Below are 18,838 nucleotides of genomic sequence, written 5' to 3'. Positions count from 1 at the left end.
GTCAATAAAAATAATAAAAATATTTTTCATAAAATACTTAGTGCATATCATAATTAGTATATACTAAAATTATCTAAGGATAAGAGTGTAGTCAATTCAGGAGAATTGGGTAGCAGGAGCGATGAGCAACAACATCACCAACTTCTCATCAATTGACTATAGTGGAGTAATACTAATCTGGTTAGCTATATAAATATATCAAATTTGATGTATACATGATATATTTACCATCTTACTTCAAAAATTATTCTAAATGCGAATTTTCTGCAATTTATTGATTATTACTATTAAAATTATTATTTTATTACCAATTGGTAGTTCGGCACAAGCTAAACAGCAAGGAATAAATAAACAGTTTAGCTTTTTGTCAACAGATTATATCGAATATAACCAAAAGGAACAATTTATTTATGCTAAAGGTAATGTTCAAATTATATTAGATAGTTATTTTTTAACAGCCAATTCTTTGATTTACGATATAGAACAAGATACACTCTGGGCTGAGGATGATGTTAAAATTACAGATCAACAAAATAGAGTTATTTTGGGAGAATTTGTCGTATTAAAAGATAAGCTAAAGGCGGGGATAATTTCAGATTTTATTTTATATCTTGGTGATAATAATCTCTTAGTGTCAAAATTAGCGGAAAGAGTCAATAAAGATGTTTTTCGTTTGCATAATAGTACCTTTACTCCATGTAAAATACTATGTAACCAAAAACCTATTTGGCAAATTTCTGCCAAAAATACTGAAGTAGATCTCAATAAGAACATAATGGTTTATAAGCATCTATTTTTTGAGGTATATGGTATTCCAATCTTCTATACACCCTATTTTTCTCATCCAACACCTAAGGCTCCTGCAAAATCAGGAATATTGATGCCTGGAATACAGGATAGCTCTTTAAGGATACCATTATATTATAGAGCTAAACCTAATCTAGATTTTACTCTAACCCCTAGGATTTTTTGGGAAAAATATACAATTTTTGAACTAGAAGCTCGTTACAAACCAAACAAAAGCGATTATATATCTTTAGAGGCTAATTATGGCAAAGTACCCTACTCCTTAAAGAATGGTGCGATAACGATAAAAAACACTAAGGTAAATTCATATTATATATTAAGCAATGGTGATTTCACCAAAAACGATTATCGATATGGATTTAGGTTGCAACGTACTTCTGATAAAGCTTACTTAAAAAATTATTATAATAATTATACTCCATATTTGACTTCCAAGTTATATTTAGAACATGTCAATAATTACAATTACTTATTAACGGAAGGGATGTATTTTGAAGGATTGGGAACAAATGATTCTAGTAGCACCAGTCCATTAATTTTTCCTAAGGTTAGAACCAAGAATGTCATACCTTTAAATGACGATGAAACTACTAGCATAGTTATTGAGAATAATGCACTAATCTATAAAGAAAGAAGTGGTAGAGAACTAGGGCAAGCTGCATTGCAATTGGCAGTAGATAACAATTTCCTAACTTCATCTGGTCATTTATTTAATGTTACCTTACGGAATAGATCAGATGTATATTTTATTAATCACCTATATCCAAATAATTCTAGGGCTAACAAGGTTCTTGCTAGAAATATACCAGAAATTCAAACTACTTGGCACTATCCATTAGCTGGCTCAATCTTTGATAAAGCTAGTCTATTTGTTGAACCAATTATATCAGCAACTATTGGACGTAAAAATAATTCTAATAAGAAATTTTCTTTTATCGATCCGTCAAAATATGAACTATCAGAAAATAATATATTCAGTTCGAATCGCTATAGTGGTATAGATTATCATGAATTTGGCAATAGATTAAGTTATGGTATTAATTCTTCTATACTTTCAGAGCAAAATTATTCTAGTTTATTCCTAGGACAGACCTATAGTAATAATCTTATTAATAACAAATCTATTGATAATGTTGAAAATGTTGGCAGAATTTCTAGTAATTTTTCTGATACAATAGAGCTGTTCTATAGATTTAGAAAAAGCAAGAATTTTCAGCCAATTAGAGATGAATTAGGTGGCACCCTTAACTCTAAGGCAATTCAGTTAACTGTTGGATTAGCACAAATTTCTAATATACAGAAATATTATTCTACCAATGAATTAATTGATAATAAAGTAAGACAACTTTACTATAACTTCACTTATCAATTAGCAGAAAATTGGTCAGTTGCCTATGATATGAGGGTAGACTGGGCAAAAAATAAAATATATATTCTTTCTAAGAGTATCCAGGTGACATACTTGAATGAGTGTGTTAAAATAGCAGGAAAACTTTCAGACAATTATATGGGAGATAATAGCAGGGGGATAAAAAAGACTTTTGCCGTCCCTACTATTTCTGTAGGTCTAAAAATATTAAATATGTGAGCCTAAAATTATGAAGAAGTTAAATATGAAAAAGTTATTTTGTTTAGTTGCCATCATTTTTAACATAACTATAGCAAAAGCAGAGTTATCCAATATAGTTGCATTAGTTAATAATGAGCCAATTACCTTACATGAATTTCTAGCTAGAAAACACATGATCATGGCACTTAACAATATTCCTAATCCTGATTCTCAAACAAATAAGCAACTTGATAAGATGGCAATTAACAGCATGATTGATGATGTATTACTTTATCAATCTGTAAACGGTAAAAAAAGTTCTGATAGTGAGATAAATGAGTCTATAGAAACCATCGAGCAACGTAATAAAATGCCAAAAGGGCATTTAATAAAGTTCTTGAAGAGTAAATCTGTAGATATTAATAATTTTAAATCCCAGATAGGTGCCGAAATTATCAAAATGAACATTTTATCTAGTATTTCAAGATCAGTTGCTATTAGTGCAAAAGAAGTTAATGATATAATATTAGCGACAAATTCAAAAGATGCGGAAGTATCAGCACAGATTTTTACTTCACAAGATAAAGATGATAAAACTTTGCATAAGATGTGTGATTTACAAAAACGTCTTAAAAATTGTTCTGATGTCAAAGAATCTTTATATAAAGATTTTTCTACATTAGAGGTAATTAATCAGAATCTAAGTACTCTAGATTTTACACTACAAACAATTCTCAAAGATTTAAATATGGGAGAAAGAAGTAATGTTTTTGAGATGCAAGACGGATTTAAATTAATCTTAATGTGCGACAAAAAGATGATTAATGTTACTAGTGATGAAAATAATTACGTAGTAAATCTGCTAGCTAATAAGAAAATGTCACAAAAAGCACAAAAATACTTTGAAGATATGCGTAAGAAAGCATATATCAAAATAATGCTACCTTTGTGATCTTAAATAATTTAAATGCCTTACCTTCAATTGCAAAGCATGCTAGCAAACATGGTATTGCTCCTATTAAGAAATATGGTCAAAATTTCATTTTTGATAGTAGCCTATGTGATAAAATAGTTCGAGTTAGTGGGTTGCAAGAAAATGATTTGGTCTTAGAAATTGGTCCTGGTACAGCCGGACTCACTAGAGCTATTCTTGCCTGCAACCCTAAATCTTTAACTGTTATTGAAACTGACGTTAGATGTATACCTTTACTTATGGAAATAAGAGAACTGTTCCCTAATTTGCACATTGTTCATTCGGATGCTACTAAATTTGATCTATCAAGCTTAACTCATGATAAAATAACTATTATTTCAAATTTACCTTACCAAATAGGCACAGAGTTAGTCATAAAATGGTTAAAAAAATTACCATTAATAAGTAGCATGACTTTAATGCTGCAAAAGGAGGTTGTAGACCGAATATGTGGTAAAGTTGGAACAAAATCCTACGGAAGATTATCAGTAATATGTCAGTTACTTTGTTCTGTTGAAAAATGCTTTGATGTTAATCCGCAAGCTTTCTATCCGGCACCAAAAGTCCACTCGGCTATAGTTAAACTCGTACCTTATAACAATAATGCATTAACAGCTGAACTAATTGAAAAAGTTGAGTTAATAACTAGACTAGCCTTTGGCAAGCGACGTAAAATGATTAAATCATCTTTAAAGACACTAACCTCGTGTATAGAAGATTTGTTAGCAAAATTAAAAATAGATAATTTTTGTCGATCTGAAAATTTATCACCACAAGATTATTTATCTTTAGCAAAATTATGTTTAGAGTAAAGGTTAGTGACAATAGACCTTATATCACATTTTCAAGATAAAGAGAACGAAAGTAAAAGTTAATGAATAACTCATCTTACGCATGGCATTTACATGTCATATATTATATCTTGCCATTGTTTTGTTACCACTATAGTCAATTCAGGAGGATTGGGTAGCAGGAGCGATGGAGCGACGCCTATAAGTAATAGGCGAGCGACGAGTGACGACGTCACCAACTTCTCCTCAATTGACTATAAAGTGACTTCTCGCAATGGCACTTGTGTCCTATGATACCCTACAAAATCATAATTAGGATGTTTATGTTTAAATTATTAAATCCTTATTTTTTTAGTAAGCTAGTACGAACCATGTTACCATTATTGCTAGTTGCAATGTTAGTAGTAATGGGGTTGGGGTTATACCAAGCTTTGATAGTATCGCCACCAGATTACCAACAAGGTGATATGGTTAGGATTATGTATGTTCATGTACCAGCTTCTTGGATGGCACTAGGTATTTATACATTTATAGCTATTTGTAGTTTGTCTAACCTAGTGTGGAAAACTAAAATGTCCTTCTTAATGGCAGTAGCAGGTGCTCCTATTGGAGCAGTTTTCTGTATGATTAGTATAGTAACAGGGGCATTATGGGGAAAGCCTATTTGGGGAACTTGGTGGGTTTGGGATGCTAGACTTACCTCAATGTTCGTATTATTCTTACTATATTTAAGCTATATCGTGGTGGTGAATAGTGGTGATAGGATAAGCCGTACTGAAAAACCAGCCTCGGTGATTGCTTTAATTGGCTTTATCAATGTTCCCATAGTAAAATTTTCAGTAAATATTTGGTATAGTTTACATCAGCCAGCAAGCGTTTTAAGGCTAGGTAGTCCGACTATTGATAATTCTATGTTATTACCCTTAGTGCTAATGTTTATAAGTGCTATACTATATTTTCTATTAGTATTGGGTTTGAGATCTTGCATGTTAATTGCTAAATTCAAGGAGTATGACAATTTATGACTTATGTTGTTACCGATGAGTGCGTAAAATGTAAATATACTGATTGCGTAGAAGTATGCCCTGTCGATTGCTTTTATGAAGGGGAGTTAATGTTGGTAATTAATCCCGACGAATGTATTGATTGTGGAGTATGTGAGAGTGAGTGTCCGGTTAAAGCTATTAAGCCAGAATCAGAACAGCTGATTGACTGGATAGAGAGAGCTAAGTTTTTTTCCAGTAAATGGTCAAATATTACGGTTAAGAAACCAGCCCTACCGGATGCAGATAAATATCAAAACGAGAAAAATAAATTCGAAAAATATATGGGTGAAGTTTAATTTATTGCAAGATTTTTAGTGGAGAAGATGATAAAATAGTATTAGTTATCAATATAGAATTAAGAGGTTGTATTATATGTTTTTATCAAAATTTCTTGACCCTAAAAATGATTTTTGTTTTCGCCAAATTTTTGGTACTGAAAAGAACAAGGATATACTTGTTCATTTTTTAAATGATATTCTCAAATGTAAAGGAAGTGAAAAAATAATTGAGGTGACGTTTTTACCAACTATCCAAGACCCTGATATTGCTATTTACAGAAAGTCTATAGTTGATGTGTTATGTAAAGATCAACATGGTAATCAATTCATCGTAGAGATGCAGATAAGTAAGCATCCAGGATTTGAGAAAAGAGCCCAATATTATGCAGCTAAAGCATATTCTAGGCAAATACTCAAAGAGGATGAAAACCATAAAAAGTTGGCAGTATACGCTAAATTAAAAGGAGTGATATTTTTAGCAATAGCAGATTTTGTGATGTTTGACGATAAAAAACATTGGAAGTCAGAGCATCGTCTTTTAGATACAGAAAGCTACGCCAATGATTTAAAAGATTTTTACTTTGTTTTTTTAGAACTCAAGAAATTTAATAAAATTATCTCTAATCTAGAGACTACAGAGGAAAAGTGGATGTACTTTTTTAAGCATGCAGGAGATAGTACATTAACATTAGCCGAAATAGAGCAGTTAATAGGTAAGGATAAAATTATTAGAAGAGCCTTTGAGGCAGTAGATCAAGCAAGCTGGTCAGAAGCGGAGCTTAACACCTATGAGGAAAGAACAAAAGCCTATTTTGATAATTTAGCGGTAGAACAGCAACAAATTGAAGATGCTGAAGCTAAAGGAAAAGCTATAGGTGAAGCTATAGGTGAAGCTATAGGTGAAGCTAAAGGAAAAGCTATAGGTGAAGCTATAGGTGAAGCTATAGGTGAAGCTAGAGGGGAAGCTAGAGGAAAAGCTGAAGGTATTAAAGAAAGTACTATAGCCATGGCGAAAGAAATGTTAGCTGATAATGAGCCAATAGAAAAAATAGTTAAATATACAAAACTAACTATTAAGGAAATAGAAGCGTTAAAAAAAGAATAAACCTTAACAAAAATGTAATCGATTGTCTGAATTAAAATTTGATAAAAAGCAGTTATTTCTGCTAGGTAGAATTAAGAATTTTGCTAAGCAAATTGAAGATAAGTCATTTTTGAAATTCTTTAATGGTAATTTATTAGCAAAACAAGGTATCTATTTATATGGTAATGTAGGTAATGGCAAAACTGTATTAATGCAACATTTTTTTCAAATATTGCAAATTAAGAAATTAATGATCCATTACCAGAATTTGATGCAATCGGTACATAAAGATATTTATCAGTTACAAGACAAATCAAAGTCTAAAAATAATATTATAAAAAGCATTGCGACAAATTATGCAAAACAAGCAGCAGTAATATGTATCGACGAGTTTGAAATTAAAGATATAGCTGATGCTATGATAATAGGACCGCTACTTCTTGAACTGATAAAATGTAAGGTATTTATCTTCATTACCAGTAATACCAAACCAGAAGATTTGTATAAAGATGGTTTACAAAGAAATTCTTTTTTGCCAATAATTAAAGAGATTTATCAAAGGTTTGAAGTCATGTACTTAGATAGTGATCATGATTATCGATTAGATAAAATTATGCAAACGGCTAGCAGACGCATAATATATCCAATTAATGAACATAATAAATTCGAGATACAGCAACTTATTGGCAAGTTAAATAATAATAACCAGCTAGTTCCTAAGGATATTGCTGTTTTCGGACGGAAAATATCTTTTAACATGGCTAGCGAAAAAATATTAGTAACAGATTTTGAAGAGCTATTTGTAAGAGAATTAGGTTATGTTGATTATGTAGATATTTGTCAAAAATTTTCTATTATAATAGTAGAAAATATTCGTATAATAAGTTCTGATAATACAGATTTAGCTGTTAGGTTTATAAATTTTGTTGATAATGCTTATTTTTATAAGGTGGTACTATTTATGACTTTACAAGATGAACCCATAAAAATATATCAGAATGGTTTGCGTAGTAATGAATTTAAGAGAACTATTTCAAGGTTACATGAAATGAATAGTGGTAGTTATGTCAATTAAAAACGGTAATTTTATTACGTTTGAAGGTGGGGAAGGGTGTGGTAAATCTACCCAGAGTGATATGCTACACCAGTATTTATTATCACAAAATATCCGGACAGATTTAACACATGAAGTGGGCGGAACTATTGCAGCTGAGAAAATGCGTGACATTTTAGTTTATCAAGATTTATTACCTATGTCAGAATTGCTGCAAGTTATGGCGGCACGTTACGAACATGTTCATAAAAGGATTATTCCTAAACTCAATTCTGGGGTCTCAGTTATTTGTGATAGGTTTGTGGATTCTACGGCTTGTTATCAAGGGCAAGAGGTAGGTACTGATTTAGTTTATGACCTTCATAAATCTCTAATATCACCTGTAATGCCTGATATTACCTTTTTTATTGATATAGAGCCAAATATTGCTTTAGCAAGGGCGTGGGCAAGGGGTAATAATAATAAATTTGAAAGTAAGAATATTGAATTTCATCAAAAAGTCTATGATAAATTTCAATATATATCAGATAAATTTCCAGATAGAATAGTAAAAATAAACGCTGCAGATCTTAGTGCAAACGAAATTCATGATATAATTGTAGTGATGCTCACACGAAAGCTTGAAAAAACTATATAATTTTGTCACGTAACTAATTTTGTTAATAGAGAAATATGCTAATTTTCATTGACTTTATTATCATAGAGCTTTAAAAGTGCTAGTGCAGCTTCACCATATATGAAATATAGCCTCTATCTTTAGGTAATTCTTTGTGTAATAATAATGTTACCATTCAAAAATATTTTTTCTAAAATACAGGAAATCATTTGGCCAATAGAGAGGGAGGAGTTGAAACTTTTTCTACCTATGGCATTAATGATGCTCTGTGTTCTTTTTAATTTTGGGGCTCTGAGGTCTGTTAAAGACGGATTAGTTGTGCCATCAATGGGAGCGGAGGTTATCAGTTTTCTAAAACTCTGGCTTGTTTTGCCATCTTCTATATTATTCGCTATATTATATGTAAAGCTCAGTAATCACATCCGTTTTGAATATATTTTTTATATAATAATTTCAAGCTTTTTGTTGTTTTTTCTGATATTTGCCTATGTCATTTATCCTAATCAGGAGTTTTATCATCCAAATACTGAGCAGATAGAACATTTAGTATCTTTGTATCCTAATTTTCGGTGGTTTATCAAGATAATGGGTAAATGGAGTTACGCTATCATGTATGTTTGTGCAGAATTATGGAGTGCCGTAATTATTAACCTAATGTTTTGGCAATTTGCTAATAATATTTTTGATACAAATAATGCAAAACGTTTTTATCCAATTTTAGGAATGGTAGGCAATGTTGGCTTAATTGTAGCTGGTAATGTATTAGTAGCTTTCTCAAATGTACAAGAGATATCCGATACCCAAATGATAATAGATGAAGATTTACAATATAATTCAGAACTAATGTTACAACCAATTATGTCTATAATAGTATTTGCCGGTATAATTTCAATGTTGTTATTTAGGTTAATTAATTATCTGATTTTGCATGATAAGGGATTAATGGCTGATTTTAAAGTAACTCAAATACAGGCAAAAACCTCTTTACCACTTCTGGATAGTATCAGGCTAATTATTAGCTCAAAATATGTTGGACGCATTGCTTTATTGATAATTTGTTATGGAGCACTAACTAATATAGTGGAAGGTCCGTGGAAAGCTAAAGTAAGAGAACTTAATCCCAATACGTTAGATTATATAAACTTTATGGGCAGGTTTAATATTTGGATGGGAATTTCCTGCGTGACTTTTATGGTAGTTGGCAGTAATGTGATTAGGAAATTTACTTGGTTAGTTTCAGCATTATTAACACCTTTGATGTTTTCGATAACTGGTTTAATGTTTTTCATTTTTGTTATTTTCTCAGAAGATATAGGTTGTGGTATTAAAGACTTTAATCCAATTTATGCTGCTGTAATTATTGGAGGGATACAAAATATTTTAAGTAAATCAACTAAATATTCGTTATTTGATTCAACAAAGGAAATGGCATATATTCCTTTATCATTAGAACTTCGAACAAAAGGTAAAGCTGCTGCTGAGGTTATTAGTACCAAATTTGGTAAGTCTCTAGGAGCTTTTATTCAGTCTTTTATATTCATAATAGTGCCTACTGCCACATGTGATTCAATAGTAGTTTATTTACTAATAATGTTTATTATGATAGTTATTTTATGGTTTTGGGATATAGTGCAGTTAAACCGTGAATATGTAAAATTATGTAATTAGCATGCGAAAAACATTAATATATATATCAGTGATAATTGCTGCAACCCTTTTGATTTATACTGTTTCATGGTTCTTAATTATTAGTTCTATAGCTGGTAAGATCAATCAGCAATATAGTAATCGTTATATCGCTACTAATACGGTAGATAATGAACAAAAATATTTCGTTAAGTTTAATAAAATTACCAGCTATGGCTTTCCATTTAAAATTGCCTTTCAAGTAATTGGCTGGTATGAAGAGGGGGAGAATAGTATAATTGAATTTCATACTCCGATTTATATAGGTTATGACTTACTAAAACAAGTTTGCTTCATCACCTATTCTGGTAACGCAACGGGTCGTTATAAACCTATTCAATCAGGATTTGGGGCAAAATTCGAAAGTGATAATTATTCTTTTACAGCAAAAATTCCCTTGAGCTTAAAGTTATTTAAGATTTTTATACAAAAAAAAGATCCGTTTGAAATTATCAATTTTGTTAAAGAATTGGAATTAAGATCTGACAAAACCAAAATCTTTGATTTAATTGATCAGCAAAAACTATATGATGAAGATCATACAGCTATTTCATTCTCACTGGAAAAGAAAAAATATTATACTGATCTAGAAGATTTTAAAAATAATGTGCCGCAAAAATTAAATATTAGTTATTCAACAAACATCTTAGAAAGTAATCTTATCAACAGGAGGGTGCCAGCTGGTCTTTTATTATATAGATTTGCTTGGCCAATGCCTTTTAGTTTTGAAGGTAAGTTTTATATAAAAACAAATAAATCTATATATAGTGAATTTGTTAACGATTTAGAAATAAAAATGATATCCAGCAAATTTTCAAGCAATGTCCAAGACTCTTTGACTAGTTTGTTATATCAAAATAAAGAGGAAGAAAGTCATCGTGCTAGCCATTTGAAGGTTGAATCAACAATTGATTTGAAATCAGGATTTTCCGATAATATATTAAATTCTATCCAGTATTTATTGCCGTATATATCAGCATTGCCTAACAATTTATCGTTAATGGAAGAGTTAGAGTATGTTAACAATAATAAAGATAAATTCAATTTAACTGAATTAGAAAATCATCAATATATTTTTGATTTAGATGTAAATTTTTTTGCTAGAATAAACGATGTAATGAGAGCTCAAATACATAACCTTAGTTTATTTTCTAATAATACTGGATTCCGCTTGTCAAGTGAATGCAAGCTAAATTCATTTGGCAATTTTGATATTAATGGACTCTTGGTTGTTAATAATTATTTAAAGGTAACTGATATTATCACCAATTATTTATTAAATTTAGGTAGATTTAAAACATTTTCTGAAGATAGTCGTATTGTATACAAAGAGGGGATTAATTATTTTCTAAAAACCGTATCAGATCATCCTGACTCTAACTCAGGGGACATAAGTTTTGAGTATAAATTAGATTCCAATAATATAGAAAAAGGAAAAATAGGCACTGTCGATCTTGATAAATTTTTACCATTATATTATCTAGCATTATACAAAAAAGCCTCGGAAAAAATACGGGTTGGTGATATAGTCAATTCAGGAGGAGTTGGTGCTAGGAGCGATGGAGCGACGCCTATAAGTAATAGGCGAGCGACGAGTGACGACGTCACCAACTCCTTATCAATTGACTATAGTATAACAAAAAGAATACAAGAGCTAGTGCCTGATTTCAATGAACATCAAAAATTATTAAAACAATTAATGATTCAACCTTTTTTGGAGATTGATAGTGATTTTTGGCAGGAAGTCTATAATGATCCGAATAGCGTTACGCCATAGTAAATTGACTCCCTGCTTGGCTTAGTGCCATACCTGCGAAATCAGGTATCTAGATTCCCGCCGTTGCTAAGAATGGCAAGGAGAAGGGGGAATGATAGGAACAAGCGTACGGAAATCATAAAATAAAAAATAGAGACGTAAATTGGATACTATAAAAATAATACATAAAGACTTAAGCCCAGAACTTTCTGCATTAAATAAGCTTATTATAACCCGCTTAGCTACCAAAGAGGAGCTGGTTAGCGTAATAGGTAAATATTTGCTGGAATTTGGTGGCAAAAGAATCAGACCATTACTAACAATTTTAACTAGCAAAATGTTTGGTTATGTAGGGGAAGATAATATAAAGCTTGCTGGGGCTGTAGAGTTTATTCATGCGGCAACTTTATTGCATGACGATGTAGTAGATGAGAGTACCATGAGAAGATCCAAACCTACTGCTAATGTTATCTGGGATAGCAAGGCTAGTATTCTAGTTGGGGATTTTTTATTTAGCCAATCATTTCAGCTAATGGTCGATACAAAATCTATTAAAGCCATGAAATCTTTATCAAGAGCTTCAGCAATTATATCAGAAGGAGAGGTTTCGCAATTGGTGAAATTGAATCAGCGGAGAATTATTGACGAAACAGAATATAATGAAATAATTATGGCAAAAACGGCAGAATTATTTGGCGTATCTTGTGAAGCAGGAGCAATTATTTCTGGTCAATCTAATGAAATTTGTGAAATTTTACAAAAATTTGGTAGAGTTCTAGGCAATGTTTTTCAAATCATTGATGATTTATTTGACTATTTAGGGGATAGTCGTGATATTGGTAAGAATATAGGCGATGATTTTTCAGAAGGGAAAATAACTCTACCACTAATTTTCTTATATAAAAAGCTTGATGATCAGTGGCAGTTAAAAATTCAAGAAATGATTAAGGCAGATAATAGAACTGAAAGTGAGTTTAAACTAATACGAGAATTGATGATAGAACATTGTATTAAGCAGCAAATTATTGACTATTTAGCAGCGATTAACAATGAAGCTAGTAATTTATTAAAACAAATCCCTATACAAAATATTTATAAAGATCATTTAGTTTCTTTATTAGAATTTACTTTAAATAGGTCTTATTAGAAAGGATATCAAAATATAATGAATATTGACATATAATGCAGATTTTGCTACAATTTATTCTTTGGTATAGTTAATTCAGGAGAATTAGGTAGCAGGAACGATGGAGTGCATAGGTCAAAACTGTTAAAAGTTATAAGGTAGAGCGGGTTTTAGATAGTTTTTCCGTCATTGCGAGACCACGTAGTGGTCGTGGCAATCCATTTTTGGTTACTTTTCTGGATTGCTTCGTTGACCTTAAGGTCTCTTCGCAATGACGGTTTCTCAATTATTATTTTATTAAACTGACACCTATGCTATGGAGCGACGACGTTACCAACTTCTCATCAATTGACTATATTACTAAATGATAAGACTAATACTTTACCCCATAAAGAGCAAAGAATGTTTAGTAAATATAAAATTAATAGTTGTCTTTTCATTGTGATGATAATTTTATCTAGCTGTTCTGTCTACAAAGCGGCTTCTAATGAGGGAGTTTCCGTATCAGATATAAGGAAATGTCAAATGAAAGGTTGTTTTTTGTCTCATGGTATGGAAATAGTTGATCGTCATCAAGAGGAAAATGGAAAATATATAGAAACATACAGGGCTATAGCAAGAAAATCTGGTGTGAATTATTTAAGAGCTGCTGGACATGGAGTGCTTGACGTTATGACTCTTGGAATATGGGAAGTGGCAGGTACTCCAGTTGAAGGCGCTATATCTAATAATCGAGGTTATATTACAGTTAGGGTTACTTATCCATATAAAGAGGCAGATAAACTTGAAAAAATCGAGATTTATGATGCCAATGGTAATATGGTTAAGTAAAGCTGAATCCTAGGAGATTGCTTCCTAGTCAACCTGATCAATGTTATTTTAAAATATCATCTTTATGAACATTAAAGTTAAAAAATTAGAACATTCTGTAGATATTTTGCCTGGTTATGCTACCCAGCATAGTAGTGGTATGGATCTAATGGCAGCAAATATTGAGCCTATAACTATAAAATCACAACAAGTAGAGTTAGTACCTACAGGAATTTGTATAGCATTGCCTAGTCATTTAGAAGCTCAAATCAGACCAAGATCAGGTTTAGCACTAAAACACGGCATTACCGTACTTAATGCACCTGGTACAATTGATGCCGACTATCGTGGTGAAATAAAAGTAATTTTAGTTAATCATGCTAAAGAAGATTTTGTAATTGAGCGTGGCATGAAGATTGCTCAGATGGTTATTTCTAAATATGAGCAGATATTATGGGACGAGGTGGATTCGTTAGATGAAACTCTTAGAGGTTCTGGTGGATTTGGTTCAACTGGAAAGTTTTAAATAGTCACTCTGCAAAAATAAGTAACCCTTATGGTGGTTTTTCGTACAAATCAACCTATAGGTTAATTATGAAAAGTAATGAATTTATTGAATATATTAAAGATATACTAGCACCTTTTGGTCAAATCACTACTCGTGCAATGTTTGGTAGTTATGGTATATATACGGAATAATAATAGGAATAGTTGCAAGAAACGAGTTGTACTTTAAAATGGATAACAAAGTGGTTGGAGATTTAAAATCTTTTGTCTCCGAACCATTTACATATAATAACTCAAATAAGTTGATAACTCTATCATATTGGAAAATATTACCTGAGATTTTAGATCAAGAGGAAAAGTTAGCAAATTTAGTCTCTATGGCATTTGATGTGTCTATTAATTCTTTGGATTAAAAATAATAGAACTGGTATAGTCAATTCAGGAGAATCAGGTAGCAGGAGCGATGGAGTGCATAGACCACAACTGTTAAAAGTTATAAGCTAGAGCTGGTTTTAGATAGCTTTTCCGCTATTAGCGAGACCACGTAGTCATAGTACCCTACAATTTTTATTCTATAAGTATTAAGCAGCATAAAAACGTCATTGCGAGGAGGCGTGAGCCTACGAAGCAATCCATATAGTCTTGATGTATCTATACTAATTCTCATGGATTGCTTCGTCGCTACTAAAGTAGCTCCTCGCAATGACGCTTAGCAGTAAGCTTTTTTACTCATCATAAGGAAATAAATAAAAAATTGTAGGGTACTATGCGCTCCATCTCTCCTAGCACCAAATCCTCCTGAATTGACTATAGTATAGATACATCAAGACTATATGGATTGCTTCGTAGGCTCACGCCTCCTCGCAATGACGTTTTTATGCTGCTTAATACTTATAGAATAAAAATTGTAGGGTACTATGATAAGTAATAGGCGAGAATTGAGCGACGACGTCACCAACTTCTCATCAATTGACTATAGTGGGAATCATAATAGTTCAGGCTCATCTCTAAGACTTTCAACCTTTTCTGGTAAATCTAAATAAGCAGCTATCGCCAAAAATAATCCTAAATATTTTTTAGGATCGACTAAATTTCCGAGGAGTCATTGGTAGAAAATTTCTTATATAATTCTACAATTTCAAAAGATGGGCTTGCTGTAAAGGCAGTTTGTAATAACTCAAGATTCTTATTACTCCATTTAGAGGAGTTTAAAGATAGATAAAGATTTAGTGCTTCAATATGGGAAGCTATAAGCTTAATAGCTGATTCTAAATAATATACCGCCTCTTTTGTCTGGTTAGTCTCTAACATATTTTTAGCAGCTATAACATAATAATCAGCTATTTTGTTTTTAAGCGACTCTAGTTTCTGTCCGTCAACTCTGCTAAGTTTAGATACCACAAAAACAAATTTTGTCCATAGAGAAAGTTTGGCATAACAATTAAGTAAAATTTCTAAAGTTTCACTATCAGATTCATTTAGGTTAAACGATCTAACAGCATAATTCTCAGCTATGTCATACATATTATTCTGATAATGTATTTGTGCGAGTCTTTTGGTAACAAAAGGAATATAATATTTAGATTGTTCTAATTCCTGAAAATGTTTTATTTTTACTGAAATATCTAGTTCTGATTCTGCTAAAAGTAAAGTATGAAACACCTTATTTTCCTGGCTTAAACGGTAAGATATTTTTTGGCTCGTTACTGCTGATTTTAATTTTTCACCAGAAACGTATTCTGCCATAGCTTTCATTAGTAAGTAATTATCGTTATTGGCTCTTTTAGCAAAGAAAAGAGCTTTTAAATTAGTAGGTAGATTAATAATTAAACATAATATTTTAAAAGAAATAGCAGTAGAAAGTGTAAGTAATATATATAAAATAACGAAAGTAAAAAATGTTGTTTCTATATAATAGTCATATAAGTTTAAAGTTAATCTTGAGTCAAGTTGATTTAACATAGAAAAACTAAAATATAACAACAAAAATGTAATACAAATTATCAATAATCTTATCATTAGTTTACTCTACGAATTCTTGTTGTAATTTTCTTGTTGTAGTTCTTCTGAATAAAAGAAATTAATAAAATAATCTAGGTTTCCTATTATTTTTAATTTCAGCTTTTCTTTATCTTTGAGGCTACTAGATTTTTCTTCAATTTTGATAAATTGCTTGATCCAGCAATCGGTTTTTGGAAATACCCTTACTAAACCTAAATTATTATCAAGTAAATAATTTTTATTATAATAGTGCATATCTATCAAAATATTTTTTATTTTTGCAGGTAACTCCATAGTTTCAATTTGATAAAGTTGCTCTGTATAATCTTTATCTTGCAGAAAATTCTTTACCAGAAGATTGATGCTAAGTAAATAATTACTGTAAACATTGGAAGGGGCTTTAGATTGTTCTGGTTGGTGGGGGGTACTTACAGAAGAATTATCTTGATTTAAACTATTATCTTCCTGAGGTGCATTCTCCTCTAAATTGGTAGTATCTGAAGATGGGGGGATTTCTTGTATGGTTGTTTCTTGTATTGTTGCGTTATTAGATAACTTAGAATCCGTCTTTTTATTATTTAAAAAAGTCATATAAGTTACCGATATGGCAAATAATACAACCAAAATAATTGTAAAAATAATAGAATTGTTTCTACGGACTTTTATTATATTAGTTTCTGATTTTTGCATTATTTTGGGCATTATAAATTAATAATTCTAACATTTGCTGAGGTTGTCCATTATCACAATAAACCACATTTTTAGTAAAAGAGCTAATAATATTTGCTACTTTTTTACTTATAGTAATAACTAAACTATTGGCTAAGGATTCTAGCAAATTATTTTTTACTAATAATTCAATAAAAGTCTTAGTGCAGTTCTGTGAATATAGTAGAATAAAATTGATGCCCTTTTCAATTTCTGCTATGTGCTGCAGCTTAGTTGCATATTTTACCTGATAGATAATGTGTCTTTTAATCGCTTGAGGTAAATCTTGGGTAATTTCATTTGACGATAAATATACGGTTTGGTGATATATTTCTGGTGGAATGTTTTCTAGCAGCTCTTGTACATTGCTAGCAACATATTGCACTATAAAATTATTTTGTTCTAGAATTAATTTTGATGAATTACCGACTATCCACATATTCTTCTTTTCGATATCTTGATGTCCGGCTAGGATTTTAGCAGCAAATTTACTAGTGATAATGATATTAGGATAATCATATAAAAGGGTACCATCTAATGGCAAAGTTTGATATTCCAATAAAGGACAGCATATATAGTTAAAGCTACATTGATGATTACGCTGCAACTCTTGAATAATGTCGTAATTATCTTCTGAACTTCTAGTTAATAGCACCGATTTCATAGAGCCAGATCATTAGATAATTTTTGATAACCTATGGCAAGTGGATTAGGCCCAATGATAGATAAAGTAGGTTTGCTAGCAAATATTTTGTTAGCAATATTTATGATATCTCGGTTTGTTATATTCATAATATATTCAATAGTGTTCTCAATAGGTAAATATTTGCCAAAAACAGCAAAATTCTTACCAATTTCTTCTGACTTATAAGATGAATCTTCTTGGGATATATGGATACTAGTTTTTAATTGTATTTTAGCCCGATCAATTTCTGAATCTTTGATCTCTACAGAAATATTGTTAATTTCATTGACTAATTGTTCTGCAAGAAATGGCAGTTTATCATGACTAGTGGAAACATATATGCCAAAAATCCCACTATCATAGTGTGAGCTATTATAGCTACCAATTGAGTAGGCAAGTCCAAGCTTTTCTCTGATTTGTTGAAATAATCTTGATGACATACCGTTACCAAGTATTAGTGACAGAGCTTGAGTATGATATAATTGCTGTATGTTAAAATAGGGTACACTTTCGAACCCCAGAACCAAGGTAGTTTGTTCAAGTTCTTTGGTAATAACACTATGCCCCCCCGTGTATCTAGCTTTTTCAAAATGATTATTTGGTTTATCTTTTAATGAACAAAATAATTTTTCGGCAAATTCTACAATTTGTTGATGCTCAACATTTCCTGCCACTGATAAGTAAATATTTCCGGCATTATAATGTTTATCAATATAACTGCTAAAATGTTCCTTATCAAATTTTGCTAAACTGTCATAAGTTCCTAAAATTGACCGACCAAGAGCTTGATTTTCATAAGCACTACTGTAAAATTTTTCGTGAATAAGCTCATCGGGATTATCCTGTACACAAGCAATTTCTTGTAAAATCACCTGATATTCTTTGGCTATTTCTTCTTCTGAAAAAACTGAATTTTGCAAGATATCTGCCAATATTTCTAGAGCCGTATAACAATTCTCACTCAATATTTTTGAGTAATAAACAGTCTGTTCATGACCGGTGTAAGCATTAAACTGCCCTCCTATAGAGTCAAATTCTTCAGCAATTTGTTTAGCAGTTCTAGTTGTTGTTCCTTTAAATGCCATATGTTCAAGAAAATGAGATATCCCTATTTCTGAATATTGTTCATAGCGGCTACCTACATTAACAATGAGATTAATAGCTACGGATTTTATATTAGGCATATGGTAAGTAACAACAGTTAGTCCATTGTTAAGTTTGCTTGAGTTAAAGGTCATTTTATCACTTATTTATTAGTTTAAAGAGTATAGCTTAGTATTACGTTGTCATTGCGAGGATGCATGAACCAACGAAGCAATCCAGAAAGGTGTTGTAAAATGGATTGCTTCGACCATTACATG

20 protein-coding genes are annotated in these 18,838 nt (G+C 31.2%); 16 read left to right on the top strand and 4 right to left on the bottom strand.

Annotated features, from left to right (window positions below; genetic code table 11):
* The first annotated feature begins 253 nt into the window (after positions 1 to 253).
* The 16 genes from AAGD20_RS03135 to AAGD20_RS03060 all read left to right on the top strand — a co-directional run bounded on the left by AAGD20_RS03135 (position 254) and on the right by AAGD20_RS03060 (position 15,126).
* Positions 254 to 2,395 (top strand): LPS-assembly protein LptD, encoded by a 2,142-nt coding sequence (locus AAGD20_RS03135; RefSeq protein ID WP_341749347.1) that lies wholly within the window; start codon positions 254 to 256, stop codon positions 2,393 to 2,395.
* Between the two features lie 25 nt (positions 2,396 to 2,420).
* The gene (locus AAGD20_RS03130; RefSeq protein WP_341749346.1) at positions 2,421 to 3,308 is read left to right on the top strand and encodes a hypothetical protein; all 888 of its coding nucleotides are present in this window, start codon (positions 2,421 to 2,423) and stop codon (positions 3,306 to 3,308) included.
* Positions 3,308 to 4,141 (top strand): 16S rRNA (adenine(1518)-N(6)/adenine(1519)-N(6))-dimethyltransferase RsmA, encoded by an 834-nt coding sequence (rsmA, locus tag AAGD20_RS03125; protein WP_341749434.1) that lies wholly within the window; start codon positions 3,308 to 3,310, stop codon positions 4,139 to 4,141. Before AAGD20_RS03130 ends, rsmA begins: the two co-directional genes overlap by 1 nt.
* A 93-nt stretch (positions 4,142 to 4,234) precedes the next feature.
* Positions 4,235 to 4,414: a palindromic element RPE2 domain-containing protein gene (locus tag AAGD20_RS03120; RefSeq protein WP_094649186.1), complete on the top strand. Its 180-nt coding sequence runs from the start codon at positions 4,235 to 4,237 to the stop codon at positions 4,412 to 4,414.
* Positions 4,415 to 4,443: 29 nt separating this feature from the next.
* A complete protein-coding gene (locus AAGD20_RS03115) occupies positions 4,444 to 5,145 on the top strand; it encodes a heme ABC transporter permease (protein ID WP_341749345.1) in 702 nt (233 codons plus the stop codon).
* On the top strand, positions 5,142 to 5,462 hold the full coding sequence (gene fdxA, locus AAGD20_RS03110; RefSeq protein WP_094649188.1) for a ferredoxin FdxA: 321 nt from the start codon (positions 5,142 to 5,144) through the stop codon (positions 5,460 to 5,462). Before AAGD20_RS03115 ends, fdxA begins: the two co-directional genes overlap by 4 nt.
* A 76-nt stretch (positions 5,463 to 5,538) precedes the next feature.
* On the top strand, positions 5,539 to 6,549 hold the full coding sequence (locus AAGD20_RS03105) for an Rpn family recombination-promoting nuclease/putative transposase (RefSeq protein ID WP_341749344.1): 1,011 nt from the start codon (positions 5,539 to 5,541) through the stop codon (positions 6,547 to 6,549).
* Between the two features lie 22 nt (positions 6,550 to 6,571).
* Positions 6,572 to 7,603 (top strand): cell division protein ZapE, encoded by a 1,032-nt coding sequence (gene zapE, locus AAGD20_RS03100; protein WP_341749343.1) that lies wholly within the window; start codon positions 6,572 to 6,574, stop codon positions 7,601 to 7,603.
* Positions 7,593 to 8,219 (top strand): dTMP kinase, encoded by a 627-nt coding sequence (gene tmk / locus AAGD20_RS03095; RefSeq protein ID WP_341749342.1) that lies wholly within the window; start codon positions 7,593 to 7,595, stop codon positions 8,217 to 8,219. The genes zapE and tmk overlap by 11 nt, the downstream gene beginning before the upstream one ends.
* A gap of 144 nt (positions 8,220 to 8,363) precedes the next feature.
* Positions 8,364 to 9,866 (top strand): Npt1/Npt2 family nucleotide transporter, encoded by a 1,503-nt coding sequence (locus AAGD20_RS03090; RefSeq protein ID WP_341749341.1) that lies wholly within the window; start codon positions 8,364 to 8,366, stop codon positions 9,864 to 9,866.
* A 1-nt stretch (position 9,867) separates the two neighbouring features.
* The gene (locus AAGD20_RS03085; protein ID WP_341749340.1) at positions 9,868 to 11,661 is read left to right on the top strand and encodes a palindromic element RPE2 domain-containing protein; all 1,794 of its coding nucleotides are present in this window, start codon (positions 9,868 to 9,870) and stop codon (positions 11,659 to 11,661) included.
* A gap of 142 nt (positions 11,662 to 11,803) precedes the next feature.
* Positions 11,804 to 12,787, top strand: a complete 984-nt coding sequence (locus AAGD20_RS03080) for a polyprenyl synthetase family protein (protein ID WP_094649194.1) — start codon at positions 11,804 to 11,806, stop codon at positions 12,785 to 12,787.
* Positions 12,788 to 13,168: 381 nt separating this feature from the next.
* Entirely contained in the window at positions 13,169 to 13,597 is a 429-nt protein-coding gene (locus AAGD20_RS03075; protein WP_094649195.1) for a hypothetical protein, read from the top strand.
* 55 nt (positions 13,598 to 13,652) lie between these two features.
* Positions 13,653 to 14,102 (top strand): dUTP diphosphatase, encoded by a 450-nt coding sequence (gene dut, locus AAGD20_RS03070; protein WP_410520914.1) that lies wholly within the window; start codon positions 13,653 to 13,655, stop codon positions 14,100 to 14,102.
* Positions 14,103 to 14,313: 211 nt separating this feature from the next.
* Positions 14,314 to 14,496, top strand: coding sequence for a hypothetical protein (locus tag AAGD20_RS03065; protein ID WP_341749339.1), 183 nt, complete (start codon positions 14,314 to 14,316; stop codon positions 14,494 to 14,496).
* 504 nt (positions 14,497 to 15,000) lie between these two features.
* Positions 15,001 to 15,126: a hypothetical protein gene (locus AAGD20_RS03060; RefSeq protein ID WP_341749338.1), complete on the top strand. Its 126-nt coding sequence runs from the start codon at positions 15,001 to 15,003 to the stop codon at positions 15,124 to 15,126.
* Positions 15,127 to 15,169: 43 nt separating this feature from the next.
* Here the strand turns inward: AAGD20_RS03060 and AAGD20_RS03055 are convergent, their stop codons facing one another.
* The 4 genes from AAGD20_RS03055 to AAGD20_RS03040 are packed head-to-tail and all read right to left on the bottom strand — an operon-like array spanning position 15,170 to position 18,715.
* On the bottom strand, positions 15,170 to 16,102 hold the full coding sequence (locus AAGD20_RS03055; RefSeq protein ID WP_341749337.1) for a heme biosynthesis HemY N-terminal domain-containing protein: 933 nt from the start codon (positions 16,100 to 16,102) through the stop codon (positions 15,170 to 15,172).
* A gap of 9 nt (positions 16,103 to 16,111) precedes the next feature.
* Positions 16,112 to 16,786 carry a hypothetical protein gene (locus AAGD20_RS03050; RefSeq protein ID WP_341749336.1) on the bottom strand — a complete coding sequence of 225 codons (675 nt, stop codon included), beginning with the start codon at positions 16,784 to 16,786 and terminating at the stop codon, positions 16,112 to 16,114.
* Complete coding sequence (locus tag AAGD20_RS03045; RefSeq protein WP_341749335.1) at positions 16,755 to 17,456, bottom strand: uroporphyrinogen-III synthase; 702 nt, start codon at positions 17,454 to 17,456, stop codon at positions 16,755 to 16,757. The genes AAGD20_RS03050 and AAGD20_RS03045 overlap by 32 nt, the downstream gene beginning before the upstream one ends.
* A complete protein-coding gene (locus AAGD20_RS03040) occupies positions 17,453 to 18,715 on the bottom strand; it encodes a pitrilysin family protein (RefSeq protein WP_341749334.1) in 1,263 nt (420 codons plus the stop codon). The genes AAGD20_RS03045 and AAGD20_RS03040 overlap by 4 nt, the downstream gene beginning before the upstream one ends.
* Positions 18,716 to 18,838 lie beyond the last annotated feature (123 nt).

The organism is Candidatus Tisiphia endosymbiont of Sialis lutaria (assembly GCF_964026535.1).
Lineage (GTDB): Bacteria > Pseudomonadota > Alphaproteobacteria > Rickettsiales > Rickettsiaceae > Tisiphia.
The sequence above is the reverse complement of the archived record's forward strand: the minus strand, read 5'-3'. Positions and strand labels throughout refer to the sequence as shown.

What these genes read in the sequence shown, in the direction of transcription:
- AAGD20_RS03135 (WP_341749347.1), top strand. Translation starts at nt 254, where the DNA reads ATGCGAATTTTCTGCAATTTATTGATTATTACTATTAAAATTATTATT.
- AAGD20_RS03130 (WP_341749346.1), top strand. Translation starts at nt 2,421, where the DNA reads ATGAAAAAGTTATTTTGTTTAGTTGCCATCATTTTTAACATAACTATA.
- AAGD20_RS03120 (WP_094649186.1), top strand. Translation starts at nt 4,235, where the DNA reads ATGTCATATATTATATCTTGCCATTGTTTTGTTACCACTATAGTCAAT.
- AAGD20_RS03115 (WP_341749345.1), top strand. Translation starts at nt 4,444, where the DNA reads ATGTTTAAATTATTAAATCCTTATTTTTTTAGTAAGCTAGTACGAACC.
- fdxA (WP_094649188.1), top strand. Translation starts at nt 5,142, where the DNA reads ATGACTTATGTTGTTACCGATGAGTGCGTAAAATGTAAATATACTGAT.
- AAGD20_RS03105 (WP_341749344.1), top strand. Translation starts at nt 5,539, where the DNA reads ATGTTTTTATCAAAATTTCTTGACCCTAAAAATGATTTTTGTTTTCGC.
- tmk (WP_341749342.1), top strand. Translation starts at nt 7,593, where the DNA reads ATGTCAATTAAAAACGGTAATTTTATTACGTTTGAAGGTGGGGAAGGG.
- AAGD20_RS03090 (WP_341749341.1), top strand. Translation starts at nt 8,364, where the DNA reads ATGTTACCATTCAAAAATATTTTTTCTAAAATACAGGAAATCATTTGG.
- AAGD20_RS03085 (WP_341749340.1), top strand. Translation starts at nt 9,868, where the DNA reads ATGCGAAAAACATTAATATATATATCAGTGATAATTGCTGCAACCCTT.
- AAGD20_RS03075 (WP_094649195.1), top strand. Translation starts at nt 13,169, where the DNA reads ATGTTTAGTAAATATAAAATTAATAGTTGTCTTTTCATTGTGATGATA.
- AAGD20_RS03065 (WP_341749339.1), top strand. Translation starts at nt 14,314, where the DNA reads ATGGATAACAAAGTGGTTGGAGATTTAAAATCTTTTGTCTCCGAACCA.
- AAGD20_RS03060 (WP_341749338.1), top strand. Translation starts at nt 15,001, where the DNA reads ATGATAAGTAATAGGCGAGAATTGAGCGACGACGTCACCAACTTCTCA.
- AAGD20_RS03055 (WP_341749337.1), bottom strand. Translation starts at nt 16,102, where the DNA reads ATGATAAGATTATTGATAATTTGTATTACATTTTTGTTGTTATATTTT.
- AAGD20_RS03050 (WP_341749336.1), bottom strand. Translation starts at nt 16,786, where the DNA reads ATGCCCAAAATAATGCAAAAATCAGAAACTAATATAATAAAAGTCCGT.
- AAGD20_RS03045 (WP_341749335.1), bottom strand. Translation starts at nt 17,456, where the DNA reads ATGAAATCGGTGCTATTAACTAGAAGTTCAGAAGATAATTACGACATT.
- AAGD20_RS03040 (WP_341749334.1), bottom strand. Translation starts at nt 18,715, where the DNA reads ATGACCTTTAACTCAAGCAAACTTAACAATGGACTAACTGTTGTTACT.